The 14,049-nt window shown below is 51.8% G+C and carries 10 protein-coding genes; 9 read left to right on the forward strand and 1 reads right to left on the reverse strand.

Annotation, left to right across the window (positions count from 1 at the left end; all coding sequences use genetic code 11):
• Nucleotides 1-193 precede the first annotated feature (193 nt).
• The 7 genes from VK70_RS03245 (at nucleotide 194) to VK70_RS03275 (ending at nucleotide 9,532) form a co-directional block, all read left to right on the forward strand.
• Nucleotides 194-1,996 carry a cache domain-containing sensor histidine kinase gene (locus tag VK70_RS03245; protein WP_046722791.1) on the forward strand — a complete coding sequence of 601 codons (1,803 nt, stop codon included), beginning with the start codon at nucleotides 194-196 and terminating at the stop codon, nucleotides 1,994-1,996.
• Entirely contained in the window at nucleotides 1,989-3,185 is a 1,197-nt protein-coding gene (locus VK70_RS03250) for a response regulator (RefSeq protein WP_025697868.1), read from the forward strand. The genes VK70_RS03245 and VK70_RS03250 overlap by 8 nt, the downstream gene beginning before the upstream one ends.
• Before the next feature lie 265 nt (nucleotides 3,186-3,450).
• Nucleotides 3,451-4,776, forward strand: coding sequence for an ABC transporter substrate-binding protein (locus VK70_RS03255; RefSeq protein ID WP_025697870.1), 1,326 nt, complete (start codon nucleotides 3,451-3,453; stop codon nucleotides 4,774-4,776).
• Nucleotides 4,777-4,870: 94 nt separating this feature from the next.
• Entirely contained in the window at nucleotides 4,871-5,746 is an 876-nt protein-coding gene (locus VK70_RS03260) for a carbohydrate ABC transporter permease (RefSeq protein WP_025697871.1), read from the forward strand.
• Nucleotides 5,747-5,779: 33 nt separating this feature from the next.
• Nucleotides 5,780-6,607 (forward strand): carbohydrate ABC transporter permease, encoded by an 828-nt coding sequence (locus VK70_RS03265; RefSeq protein ID WP_025697873.1) that lies wholly within the window; start codon nucleotides 5,780-5,782, stop codon nucleotides 6,605-6,607.
• Between the two features lie 35 nt (nucleotides 6,608-6,642).
• Nucleotides 6,643-7,935, forward strand: coding sequence for a galactokinase (locus tag VK70_RS03270; protein WP_025697875.1), 1,293 nt, complete (start codon nucleotides 6,643-6,645; stop codon nucleotides 7,933-7,935).
• 124 nt (nucleotides 7,936-8,059) lie between these two features.
• Complete coding sequence (locus VK70_RS03275) at nucleotides 8,060-9,532, forward strand: amidase family protein (protein WP_025697877.1); 1,473 nt, start codon at nucleotides 8,060-8,062, stop codon at nucleotides 9,530-9,532.
• A gap of 340 nt (nucleotides 9,533-9,872) precedes the next feature.
• Here the strand turns inward: VK70_RS03275 and VK70_RS03280 are convergent, their stop codons facing one another.
• The gene (locus VK70_RS03280) at nucleotides 9,873-10,874 is read right to left on the reverse strand and encodes a lipoate--protein ligase (protein WP_025697879.1); all 1,002 of its coding nucleotides are present in this window, start codon (nucleotides 10,872-10,874) and stop codon (nucleotides 9,873-9,875) included.
• 184 nt (nucleotides 10,875-11,058) lie between these two features.
• Between VK70_RS03280 and VK70_RS03285 the strand changes: the two genes are divergently transcribed.
• Together VK70_RS03285 and VK70_RS03290 are read left to right on the forward strand one after the other, a co-directional pair.
• Complete coding sequence (locus VK70_RS03285; protein ID WP_025697881.1) at nucleotides 11,059-12,567, forward strand: aminotransferase-like domain-containing protein; 1,509 nt, start codon at nucleotides 11,059-11,061, stop codon at nucleotides 12,565-12,567.
• A gap of 123 nt (nucleotides 12,568-12,690) precedes the next feature.
• Entirely contained in the window at nucleotides 12,691-13,944 is a 1,254-nt protein-coding gene (locus VK70_RS03290; RefSeq protein ID WP_025697883.1) for an aminotransferase class I/II-fold pyridoxal phosphate-dependent enzyme, read from the forward strand.
• Nucleotides 13,945-14,049 lie beyond the last annotated feature (105 nt).

The raw sequence follows: 14,049 nt of genomic DNA on the forward strand, positions 1-14,049 counted from the left end.
TGATTGACTTTCTTCAAATGAGCACAAATAATGGAATTCAGCTTGAGCCGATCGAATACATGATATGATTGTGTTTGATGAATGAACGATATAAGAATGTGTTAAATGAATGGAACAATTGGGCGGGCTGAGATTAGAGTCAATGAAGCCAAGCGGATATTTTGCAAGCGCAGTCAAAAGGAGGGGGAGAAGCATGCGAAACGGTATAACGGGCTGGTTCGGGAGACTGCCGATCCGCCGAAAGATCGTCCTTATCTTTTTGCCGCTGATCATCTTTCCGCTGCTGGCGCTTGGTCTGCTGTCCGGCGAAATGTTCAGCCGCTCGGTCATTGAGAAGACGAAGAACAATGTCAGGGACGAGTCCCGGCTTATTCTCTCACAGATGGATTCTATCGTGAAAAATACGGAGAGCAGCGCCAATATCATGACGACCGATATCATCCGTCTGTATGGTGAACGCTCGGCTTCGCCCGAGGCGATTGAAGAGGAGAGGTTCAGTAATCTGATGGAGAGCCGTCTTTCGATTGACCTGGTGCTGTTTCCCGATGCGGACTCGGCCGTATTCGTTGATGTGAACGGAAGGGTGTACTCGTCCTATCCTCCCCAGGTGAGCCGGGATAAGAAGGTATTACACAGCGGCCTGCCGGAAAAAGTTAAAGCGATGGGCAGCTACGGCGTGGGCCGCTGGCTGCCGGTGGAACGGCGGGATTATATGGTCAGCGACCCCGCTGTTCCGGTACTGACACTGGGAAAGATCGTATTCAACCTGGATACCGGCAGCCAGTTGGGTACGCTGTTTGTCAATGTCAGGGAGACGACCTTCGCTTCGATTCTGCAGGTGATGGGCGAGAGCTCGTCCTCCAAGCAGTATTATATTGTGGACGGCGCTGGCCGAATCGTTGCGTCGCCGAATGAACAGCTTCTGCTGACGCCGTTCGCGGCAAACGTATCCCCCGGTCTTCTGGAGCGTGAAACCCCGGTATCCGACATTGTCGGCTCGGGAGAAGGGAACAAATTGGCAACGGTTACCGCTTATGACAGGTTGAACTGGAAGCTGGTGAACATGGTTTCGCTGCAAACGCTTAACGGCGATATCCGCCGGAACTTTGTCCTGACTTTTGCATTTGGCGCCTTATGCCTGCTGCTGTCGCTGCTGCTTGCGGGGAAGCTGTCCCAGATCATTGTGAGCCCCTTGCTCCAGGTAACAAAGGCGATGCGGAAGGTGAAGGATGGCGACCTGAATGTCACCTCGCCGGTGACGACGGAAGACGAAACCGGTCTAATCGCCTCGGTCTTTAATTCAATGGTGCAGCAGATTAAGGAATTGCTTAATACGATAACCGAGGAACAGGGCCGTAAGCGGGAGTATGAGCTGGCCCTGATTCACGCGCAGATCAAGCCCCATTTTTTATATAATACGCTCGATACGATTTATGTTCTTAACGATTTGGGGCTAAGCGAGGAGGCCCGGGATACGACTAAGGCGCTGGCCGACTTCTACCGGGTGGTGCTGAGCAAGGGCAGTGAATTGATTCCTCTTGCCGGCGAAATCGGCAATGTTCGGGATTACCTGAACATCATGCAGATTCGTAATCCCGACGTGCTGCGCTATGAAATCGATATTCCGCAGGAGCTTACGGGTGTGATGGTGCCCAAGCTGTCGCTTCAGCCTCTGGTGGAGAACGCCATTTATCATGGTCTAAAAACCAAGGGCAGCCAGGGTTTGATTGTTATCCGGGCAAGGAAGGACGGCAGCGATGCGGTGATTTCTGTTGAAGATAACGGGGTCGGGATGCCGCCGGAGCAGGTGCAGCGGATTACGCAGTTTGCCTCCGGGAACGGCAGGCCCGCATCTATTGGAATATACAGCGTCTATGAGCGTATTAAGCTCTATTTTGGCGAGCCGTACGGGCTGACGGTCCGCAGCAAGCCGGGAGAAGGGACGGTAATGGAAATGAAGGTACCCGGAAAGGAAAGGAGGGCAGGCTATGTATAAAGTGATGATAGCCGACGATGAGCCGCTGTTCCGTTATTATATGCGCAGCAAGCTGGACTGGAGCGGACATGGCTTTACGATCTGCTGCGAAGCCGCCAACGGCCGGGAAGCGCTGGAGGAGGCGAAACGGTATGTGCCCGATTTGGCGCTGATCGACATCAGCATGCCTTATATGAACGGTCTGGAGCTGGCCGAGAAGCTGAAGGTGAATGTGCCCGGACTGCTGATCGTGTTCGTAACCGGCCATAACGAATTTGAATATGCCCAGAAGGCGGTTCGGCTGGGCGTCCACGATTATTTGCTCAAGCCGTTCGACCAGCGGGAGTTCACCGTCATGATGGAAAAAGTAAGAGCAACCTTGCGCCTTCGCGAGGAAGCCGCCCTGCTGAAGCGTGAAGCCGGCGGGAAAGAGGGGACTTGGCGCACCATTATGGAGCAAGCGGCGCAAAAGGCCCAGGCGCTCTTCAATGAATCCTCATTGCTTTCCGAGCAAGGAGCGCCGCTAGTAAGGCATGAGCTTCATCCGGGAATCCATGAAACGCTGCTGATGGCGCTGAAGATGCGGGATCATGAGGCCGCCATGGACGAAATCAGCCGGACAATCGCTCAGTTTCGGCTTCGGCGTACCGGAGACCGATTTGCTTTTACCGTTCTCATGAGCTATGTCTCGCTGTGTCTGTCCTATGCCGGCGAAATAGGAATGAACCCGGAGAGCCTGTGGAAGCCGGCGGCTTCACCGGAGCAGCGTCTTCGGGAAATGGCCTCGTGGGAGGAGGCAGAGGATTGGATTGCCGGGTTGTACCGTAAAGTGATTGAGTACAGGCCGGACGCCCGTCCGTCCAAATCGTACAATCTATTTCTGGCCGCCAAAGATTATATTCACACGCACTATTCCGATCCGGAGCTGTCGGTGGATCAGGTTGCAAGCGGCATGTATGTCGATTCCAGCTATTTGCGCAAGGTGTTCCGCAAGGAAGGAGCCATTGCCGTCCTCGATTACATCACCTATATACGGATGAAGCAGGCCAAAGAGCTGTTGGCCGATGGCAACGTCAAGCTGGCGGAAATCGCTGAAAGGGTGGGCTACGCCGACCCGAATTATTTCAGCAAAAGCTTTAAAAAGCATTACGGCATGCCGCCGTCGGAATTCGAGCAGCGGGAAATCCGCATCCGGCAGACTGGAAAATAGGAGTCTAAAAGCGATCATGGAGCGGTCCGGACAGGACCGCTTTTTACGATTTTGGACGGGATGATCGCATCCAATGCTCCGAAGCATTCCGGACATTTAAGCGGCCGATTTGTCCCGGATATTACCGATTATGCCCGGTTTAACCCTTATCGGTAATGCCGGGCTTCACTATAATAAGAGACATCAACCAACTGGAAGCGCTAACAAAAAGCGATTTCAGAAAGAAGATGGATTTTGACCAGGAAGAAAAGAAGGGGGATTCAATATGAAACGGAAATATATGAAAGCGCTTAGTGTGCTTGCTGCTCTGTCCCTGACGATCTCGCTGACGGCTTGCGGAGGGAAGAATTCGGACAATTCAGCCTCCTCAGGGAACAGCGGCGGGGCAAGCGACGGAACGAAGAAAATTCAAATCAAGGTGTATGCGCAGCATTTTGACGAAGATACCGCCAAGCCTTTTGACTATGCAGTGGAAGAGCTGAAGAAAGAAATGCCGAATGTGGAAATTGTGCTGGATGAAGCGGTGCAGGACGGTTATCAAAAATTGAAAACGTATGCTGCAACCGGTAACATGCCGGATATTTACGAGACGGACTGGACGACGCTCCAAACCTTTGCCAAGTCCAAGAACGTGGAGCTGCTCGACAGTTATCCGGAAACCGCTGATTTCAAATCCAAGCTGAACACGGGTCTCGAATCCCGGCTGACCGCTCCGGACGGACATGTCTACGCTTTCCCTTATACGGGAATTGAGTTCCAGCTCATCTACTACAATAAGGATATCTTCCAAAAGGCCGGTATTCAGACGCCAATCAAAACAATTGATCAACTGGCCGACGCCGCCAAGAAGCTTTCCGCCGCAGGTTACACGCCAATGGCCATATTCGCCAAGGAAAAATGGATTACAACCGCCTTCTACGCCGGATTGGTAACACGGGAAGACGCTAAAGGCTTTGGCGATCTGGAAGCGGGCAAACCGGCCGCGCTGCCTACGGCGTTTGTAACGGCCGCCGAGCAGATGAAGAAGCTGCAGGAAGGGGGCCTGTTCGACGCCAACGCCACCAACACCAACTATGACCAGGCTTCGTCCCAATTCTATTCGGGCAAAGCGGCCATGTTCGTCAACGGGCAATGGGAGATTTACAGCAGCACAGAGAAACTGGGCGACAAGGTAGACTGGATGTACTGGCCGGCCAAGGATGAGGCGACATACGACAGCAGCAAAGGCTTTATCAACGGTGCGGGCTCACCCGGCGGATTCTCGGTATCTCCAAGCAGCAAGAACAAGGAAACCGCCGTTAAAGTGGCAAGCTTCCTTGCGCAAAAATACAGCGAATACAAGTATTCCGTACTGGGTAGCCCGATCGTATCCGTCAAAGTCGATAAGCCGATGACCGGCGAAGTGCCGCCTATGATGAAGCGGATTGCGGATGAGGTTCTGCCGAACGTGAAGAGCTACGCCACAGCGGTTAGCAATGTGCAGATCAAAAATGTGATCGATGACAATACCCAGAACATGCTGGTCAGCGGCTTTACGGTGAAGCAATTCACAGATAATGTTAACCGCATTTTGGCCAAGGAGAATAAATAACGGGGCTTAAGAAAAGTCTGTGCGGAGCAGCCTCTTAGCTTCCCTGGGGGGAAACGGGGCTGCTTTCGTAAGAAAAGGAGTGGAATCATACTGCATGAACAGATATTTAAGTAATAAAAAAGCGATTGCGCTGTTTTTGCTTCCGGCCCTGCTTATCTATAGTGTCATCATTATTTATCCGGTGCTTCAGACCGTATACCGAAGCTTTTTTAACTGGGACGGGCTGAGTACGGCAACTTGGAATGGGATTTCCAACTATCGGGATCTTCTGGAAGATCCTCTGCTTATTACTTCTCTGCGCAACGGCCTTCTCTTCGCACTTGTGCTTGCGGTGTTTCAGATCGGACTAGGAACGGTGCTCGCACTAGCTTGTGCCGATCCGCGCATCAAAGGGCGCAAATTGCTGAAGACGTCTTATTTTATCCCGGTCGTGCTGTCCGTCACCGTTGTCTGCCAATTGTGGATTGCGATGTACGACCCGGCTAACGGGCTGATCAACCGTCTTTTTAACCTGCTTCATATTCCTTACCAGCAGAACTGGCTTACGTCGCCGACCGTTTCCATTATTGCGATTGCGTTCGTCAATGCCTGGCAGTTCATGGGATATCAGTTCAGCCTGCTGTACGCGGGCGTCAAGTCCATCCCCGAGCAGTATATGGAAGCGGCTACGATTGACGGCTGCTCCAAATGGATGGCGCACCGCAAGGTGACGATTCCGCTGATGAAGGAGACCTACAAGTTCTGTCTGATCGTTGCCATTACCTCCGGGATCGGAGCGTTTGTGCAAATGCTGATTATGACGAGCGGCGGACCGGGAACGAGCAACTACACGCTGACGTACATGATTTACCGCTATGCCTTTATGGAAAGCAACTATGGCTATGCCTGCGCCGTTTCTGTCGTGCTGGTCAGCTTGTCCCTCTTGGCAACGGTAATCATTAACAAGACGTTTGACCGGAACGAAGCGTAAATAGAGCGCTGACCGGTAAGGAAGGAGTGCAATATGAAGAAGCTGAGAGCGGTTCTGATTCAGGCCCCGCTATGGATCTATTTTGTGATTTCCGTCTACCCCCTGGTATGGATGATTTCTTATTCGCTTAAAAACAACGACGAGATATTCGTTACCAATCCGTTCGGCTTTCCGACGCATTTCAGAATTGAGAATTATACGGCGGCCTGGTCGCAGTTCAATATTCCGCGCTATTTTATGAACAGCTTTATCGTCTCATCCATTTCCACGCTGCTGATTATTGTGCTGGCCCTGATGTTCTCGTTCGCCATCGCAAGAATGCGCTGGAAGTTCCGCGAGAGTGTCAGATTGTATATGACGATCGGCATGTTCATGCCGCTTCAGGTCATCATGATTCCACTTGCCATTCTGGTTCGTGATTTCCATTTGACGAATACCTACGGCGCGCTGATCGTTCCCTATGTCGCCATCGGTCTGCCCTTCTCTTGCCTGATATTCTACGGCTTCATGAAAGGCATCCCCGGCGAGCTGGAGGAATCGGCCTGCATGGACGGAGCGAATATTTACCGGATGTTTATCCAGATTATCGTGCCTGTCGTAACTCCTGCCATCGCAACCGTTGCCATTTTCCAATTCTTAAGCAACTGGAACGAATTTATGCTCGCCTATATTCTGATTTCCGACGAAGCGATGAAGACGCTCCCGCTCGGTCTGCTCTTCTTCCAGGGGCAATACAGCACCGATTGGGGCGGCATGGGCGCGGTCATGACGATTGCGAGCTTGCCGATGGTCATCATCTATTTGTTCTTCAGCGAACAAGTGGAGAATGCGATGACGGTTGGTTCGGCTGTAAAAGGATGATTTGTCATAATAATCAATAATGGAGGAATGGCAAAATGCCATCTATAGCGGATACATTTCAGTTACTTAATTCGGAGATGTTCAAGGAAAGATTAATAGACCTTTATGGAGAGAGCCAAGAGGCCCTCTCCTCTCAAATCGACAGATACACTTCTCTGGTTAACGAGTATACCCAAAGATTTGATGGAGCCGATGTTTATCTGTTTAGTTCGCCTGGCCGCAGTGAAATCAGCGGAAATCATACCGATCACAATTTGGGCAAAGTTATAGCGGCGAGCATAAATATGGACTGTATAGGCGTTGCAGAGAAGAATACAGAAAATAAAATCTGCATAAAAAGCATAACTTACAGCGAAGATTTTACGATTGATCTTACCCGGAGAGAAGATATTAAGAATGCTTCCGGCACCTACTCGATTGTAAGAGGCATACTCGACGGCTTTGAAAAGTACGGTTACAGCATTGGCGGGTTCAATGTTTGCATAACTAGTGATGTTATTAGCGCTGCTGGCGTCAGTTCTTCGGCATCTTTTGAAATGTTGATCTGTTCGATTCTTAATTTTTTCTATAACCATAACGAAATGGATATTATTACATGTGCCAAGATAGGCCAATATGCTGAAAATACGAAATGGAATAAACAGTCGGGCCTGCTGGATCAAATCGCTTGCGGGTATGGCGGCCTGATTACAATTGATTTTAAAGACGGCCAATCTCCGGTTATCCAAACATTGAACTTTGAAGCCATAGACAAAAATTATGAGCTGTTAATCATTCCTACGGGAGCAAATCATGCCGATTTAAGTGAAGAGTACTCTTCCATTCCTACTGAAATGAAGGCGGTGGCAGGAAAGCTTGGCGGAGAGGTTCTCCGTGACTTGAGTATAGACGAGGTGTTGAAGCATTTTGCGGAACTAAGGGAGAGTCCTGGAGATAGGGCGCTTTTGAGAGCGCTGCATTTTTATGAGGAAAACAGCCGGGTGGATCAACAGGTCGAAGCTTTGAAAAACGATGATGCGGATGAGTTTCTAAGGCTGGTCAATGAATCCGGCAATTCCTCCTGGAAATGGTTGCAAAATTGCTATTCAAATTCGGCGCCCGAGACACAAGGGGTAACGGTACATCTCGCTCTTACCGAACGGTTCATTAAAAGAATCGGAAAGGGCGCATGCCGCGTGCATGGAGGTGGATTTGCCGGAGTGATCATGGCATTGCTGCCGAGAGAGTCCACAGCATCCTATACGGAATATATGAACTCATTTGGTGTGGGTAAAATTTTTAATATTCGTGTACGTAAGTACGGGGCGGTAAATTTAAATCTTCTATAATAAGCTTCATGCGAAATCTTTGCATACACGCCCTGGTTCAATCCCGCTGTAATGTTATCCATCGTGGTATTATTGGATTACTAACTACGTAATTTTGGAAGACTGGGACTGATGGGGCGTGTATATGAAAGATCCTTTTAAAATGAAAACCTTCGATGTAGAAGAAACAAGCATATTCGATTTACAAGACGCGATGGCACATGGAAAAACGACCTCAAGAGAATTAGTGTTTTGTTATTTATCCCGTATCGCAAAGTATGATCAGGATGGTCCTCACATTAATTCAGTTATGGAAATCAATCCCGATGCCATATTCATTGCGGAGGCGCTCGATTTAGAGCGGCAGCGTAAGGGCAGTAGAGGCCCTCTTCATGGAATTCCGATTCTTGTGAAGGACAATATCGAAACCGGAGACAAGATGCGGACTAGTGCGGGAGCCTTAGCATTGGCACAGCATGTAAGCACGGAGGATGCTTTTCTGATCCGGCGGTTAAGAGAAAAAGGAGCTGTCATTTTAGGCAAGACTAATATGACAGAATGGGCCAACGGCGTTTCCTCCACTATGTGGGCAGGATACAGTTCAAAGGGTGGGCAGGTCACGCACCCTTATGGTGAATTTTTCACAGGCGGGTCTAGTACTGGGTCGGCGGCTGCGGTTGCGGCGAGTCTCGCAGCGGCGGCGATAGGTACAGAAACCTCTGCTTCCATTCTAAGTCCGGCCGTACAGATGTCTATCGTAGGCATCAAGCCGACCGTCGGTTTAATCAGCCGTTCGGGGATCATCCCTTTTTCTTACTCACAAGATACGGCCGGGCCGATGGCAAGAACGGTTTCGGATGCGGCAATTCTGCTTAACGCATTAGTTGGAAGGGATGAGCAAGATCCGGCAACTTGGCGGGGTGAAAGCTGTCATACCGAGCAGGACTATACCGCATTCCTGGACAGAGAGGGATTATACGGAGCGAGAATCGGAGTCTTTTGTGAAGTGCCCGATCATGTGCGAGAATCTGGCGAGTATGATGAGGCGCTATTTAATCAGGCGGTCTCCGACTTGATTAAAGCAGGAGCCGAAGTGGTGGAACAGATAGATATTCCCTCGTTCCATGGCCCATGGCAGTGGAATAAGATGAATCTGGAATTCAAACATGGAATAGAGAATTATCTGCAGCGCCTTCCGGCACACATGCCGATCCATTCTTTGTCCGAGCTACTTGAATGGAATAAGGAACATGCTGAAACAGCTTTAAAATACGGTCAAGATCTTTTGGAATTCCGGGAAAGGCTGACCGCCCCCCTTAAAAATAAAGACTACATTCTTGAATCCATAATGGATTTGCATCTTGCTCAGAACGAGGGAATCGATTATGCGATAAAACGTTATCAACTAGATGCGATAATGTTTCCTGCTTATATTGGAGCGGATCTATGCGCCAGAGCGGGCTATCCGTCCATTGCTATCCCCGCTGGGTATAGAGAGAACGGCAGACCATTTGGGATTACTTTTGCTGGAACAGCATTTAGCGAACCTGCTCTAATTCGCATAGCATATTCTTTTGAACAAAGAACGAAACATCGCAAAAAGCCTGTATTCAAATAACGGATTGACTCCGTAACCCTGAAATAGGCCAACCAGAAGTTTCTGGCTGACCTAAGAATACGAAAGAGCGCCCCGCTATGAACATGCCGGGACGCTCTTGTTTTTTTATTTTATCTATTATATAAGATGAACTTAAAAATGACGTCAGGGTAAGGAGTAACGAAGGGGAAGTTTGGAACTGTAGGAGCGACAGCGATCGCCTTTTTTCTCCGGATTTCATCCGCGAAGAGCGGTTTAAATCAAGAAATCTGGGGACAACAGCGGCCGGAAGTCCAAACATTCCTCGTAGTTACGACTATACCTGATGAGAGGATCTTAAGTTCATTTTATATCCCCCCGCCTATTCCTCCAGAAAAATCAACCCGATAACATCCTCCGGCTCGATACGGCCGAAATAATGCTTCAGGTCGAGGTGGGAGAGCGCCTGCCGGACCTCTTCCTGCTCATACCGCTTGCCGCGCAGGGCGTCTTCCACATCAGCCACATCGCCCACGCCGAAGAAGTCGCCGTAAATCTTGATTTCCTCGATCCGCCCGTCCTTGAGCTCCATCCGGATATCGACGATGCCGCCCGGGAACTTAACCGCATGCTTCACATTGCTCTTCGGCGACTGGCCGTAATTCCAATCCCAGTTCTGATACCGCTCCGTGGAGATCTTATGGATTTGCGCCCAATCTTCCTCATTAAGCTTGTACTGCGGCACTTCGACCGGCTCCATGCCGAAGATGGACCGCAGCAGGCCCGCGCGGAATTCCTCGATCGTCATGTCCGTTCCGAGCAGTTCTTTTATATTGGCCACCCGGCTGCGGACGGATTTGGTGCTCTTGGACTTGAATTTTTCCGGATTTGCATTCAGCGAAGCCTGCACATCATCTAGATTCAGATTGTACATCAGCGTACCGTGGCTGAACATGCGTCCCCGGGTTGAGAACTGGGCGTTTCCGGAAATTTTTTGCTCCCCGACCTGAAGATCGTTGCGTCCGCTTAGTTCCGCGTTAACGCCCATGCTTTGCAAGTAATCGATGACCGGCTGGGTGAATTTCAGGAAGTTATGAAACGATTCGCCGTCATCTTTTGTGATGAAGCTGAAGTTCAGGTTGCCGAGGTCGTGATAGACCGCGCCTCCGCCGGACAACCGCCGTACGACCTTGATATTATGCTCCTTGACGTACTCCTGATCGATTTCTTCTATTGTATTTTGATGCTTGCCGATAATAATGGACGGGCTGTTGATATAAAACAGCAAATAGCTCTCGTCCATGGACAGAAATTTTAGCGCGTATTCCTCTATGGCCAAATTGATGGCCGGGTCCGTAATTCCGGCGTTATCGATAAAGAGCATGTCCATACCTCCGTCGTAAAAAGAATTCATCCTATTCATTTCTTCCCTACCATAATACAACATTCATTAGAGAGAGATATCACTTTTTTGACATACAGAACCGCAACCGGTGAAAATCGCCGCGTGTGCGGTTCTTTTTTTGCCTGTGCAAATATGCCATGATAACGGTGGAGGAGATACACGTATGTTCAATGATTTCAAGCTTGCGGAGGGACGTCCGGTCTATCTCCAAGTTAAGGATTATATGAAACGGCTGATCGTCCAAGGGGCGCTTCAGGCGGACCGGCGGCTTCCCGCGACCAGAGAACTGGCCGGGCTGCTCGGCGTCAGCCGCAATACGGTCATCTCCGCCTATGCGGAGCTTGAGGAAGACGGCTTCGCCTACACCGTGCAGGGCAAGGGCAGCTTTGCCGCTGCGGTGTCGCCCGTGCGGGCAGCCGGTATTACGGAAGCGGACGATGGCCGGAAGCTGGACTGGACGGAGCACGTGAGCGAATATGCCCGGCTGGCGGAGGAACTGGACCTGATGAAGCGCGGCATCCGGGCGGCGAAAGGAACGATCTCGTTTACGAGCATCGCGCCGGACGAGAAGCTGTTCGATCTGGACAGCGTCAAGCGCGCTTTTTCGGACCGGATGGCCGTGGAGGGAAATGTGCTGCTGAATTACGGCTATGCCAAGGGCTACAAGCCGCTGATCGACTATTTAATGGATTATATGGCCCGCAAGGGCGTGGATACTCAGGATAAAGATATGCTGATTACGAGCGGCTTCACCGAAGGCTTTGACATCGTGCTGTCGGCCATCCGAAAGAAAAGCGGAACCGTGCTGTGCGAGAACCCGACCCACAATACGGCGATCAAAATTTTGAAGCTGCACGGCTTTGAAATCAAGGGCATCGCGATGGAGCCGGACGGCATCAGCATAGGCGGGCTGAAACAGGCGCTGGCAGAAGGAGCGTATGATCTCGCCTATCTCGTTCCGTCCTACCATAACCCGACGGGCATTGTGACTTCCCTGCAAAAAAGGCTGGAGCTGATGACCTTGATGAACCGCTACCGGATTCCCATCATCGAGGACGGGTTCAACGAGGAACTGCGGTACTCCGGCTCGCATGTGGCGCCGCTGGCGGCTATGGCGGGAGCGGGGAATGGCGTCATTTATATCGGAAGCTTTTCCAAAGTGCTGTTTCCGGGTCTCAGAGTGGGCTGGGTGCTGGCGGACCGGCGGCTGATCGGCATTCTTGAGAGCATCAAGCGGGCAAGGAACATTCATACCTCGACGCTCGACCAATCGCTGCTGTATCAATATTTGCATAACGGGAATCTGGAAAAATATTTACGCCGGGCGCGGGCCGAATATAAACGGAAATACGAGTGGACGCTTGCATGCTGCCGCGAGATGGTTCCTTATTCCACCCTGTCGGGAGACGGCGGGCTGCATCTGTTCATGGCGTTTGAGCAGGGCTTTGACACCAGGGAGCTGCTTGCGGTCTGCTCGGAAAAAGGCGTGATCTTCACGCCGGGGGACAATTTCTATACGGATGGAACAGGCGGGAACACGCTGCGTCTTGGATTCTCCAGAGTGACCGATGAGGATATCCGCAAGGGAATCGCCATCATCGGCGAAGCGGCAAGAGAGCTGATGAATGGTGACGGAAAAAATGGCGGCAGCTGGCGACCACAGAATGAATAGGCTTGTATGAGCATGGGCGAATCGGTTAACGAAAAGGAGCGATAGACATGAAGGTTGGCGTGATCATGGGCGGCATATCGTCGGAAAGAGAAATTTCGCTGAAGGAAAGGGGCGTGCCCGTCCATGTCCGGTGAATGGATTCGTCAGGATGTTCGGGAGCTGCCCCCATCGGGCATCCGCGCTTTTTTTGAAAAATGCTCGGGTGACAAGGGCTTGATTCAGCTCGGAGTCGGCGAGCCGGATTTCCGGGTGCCGGAATCGGTCCGGAAAGCCTGCATCCGCGCGCTGAACCGGGGAGAAACGGGGTACTCCTCGAATGCGGGGCTTCCGGAGCTCCGCCAGGAAATTGCCGGATATTTAAGCACCGGCTTCGGGCTTCACTATGATCCCGGTGCGGAGATCATCGTCACGACAGGCAGCAGCGAAGCGCTGGATATCGCGCTGCGGACGGTCATTTCACCGGGAGACGAGGTGATCATCCCGTCACCCGGGTATGTCGCCTACGCGCCGATGGTTACACTGAGCGGAGGGGCTGTGCTGCCCGTGGAGACGAAGCGGGAAGAAGGCTTCAAGCTGACGGCCGAGGCGCTGCGGCAGAGCATCACCCCGCGTACCAAGGCGCTCATCGTCAATTATCCGAATAATCCGACCGGCGCGGTCATGACCCGCAGAGATTGGGAGCCGATTGCCGAGCTTGCCGCTAAGCATAATCTGCTTGTCATTTCCGACGAGGTCTATGCCGAATTGACATACCGTGGACAGCATGTCAGCATCGCGGCGCTGCCGGGAATGAAAGAGCGGACTATTGTTATCAGCGGATTCTCCAAAGCGTTCGCCATGACCGGCTGGAGGGTAGGCTATTCTTGCGCGAGCGGCGAACTATCTTCCGCGATGCTCAAAATCCACCAGTACACCGCCATGTGCGCTCCCGTTCCGGGGCAGATTGCCGCCCTCGAATCGCTGCGGAGCGGAATTGTAGCAAAAGACCGGATGAAAGCCGCCTTTGACGCGCGGCGGACCCTGTTCGTCGAGGGGCTGAATACGATTGGCCTGCCCTGCTATATGCCGGACGGCGCCTTCTATGCCTTTCCGTCGGTTGCCGGAACCGGGCTGACCTCGGAGCAATTCGCGCTCCGGCTGCTTAATGAGGCCGGCGTCGCGGTCGTGCCCGGTTCCGTGTTCGGACCCGAAGGAGAGGGACATGTACGCTGCTCCTATGCCGCTTCGGACGAGCAGTTGACCGAAGCGCTGCGCCGGATCGGGCGCTTTATGGAGTCCCTGTCTCCAGGCGGGCACGCATTCCGCTTTCAGGAGGACCGAACCCCAGGGCACGGCGAAGCAGAGATTGAAGCCGGGGCGGCTGCGGTTGGCTCTTAACCGGAAACGCCGGATTTTGGTGGCTGGCATTCGAAGTGCCGCTGCGCATGGGACGGGCGATGAAAGCAGGAGTCGCCGGTCTGCATTAGACAGCAAAAGGTCCCG

Origin of the sequence: Paenibacillus durus ATCC 35681 (assembly GCF_000993825.1) — a bacterium.
In the GTDB taxonomy this organism is placed as follows: domain Bacteria; phylum Bacillota; class Bacilli; order Paenibacillales; family Paenibacillaceae; genus Paenibacillus_AQ; species Paenibacillus_AQ durus_B.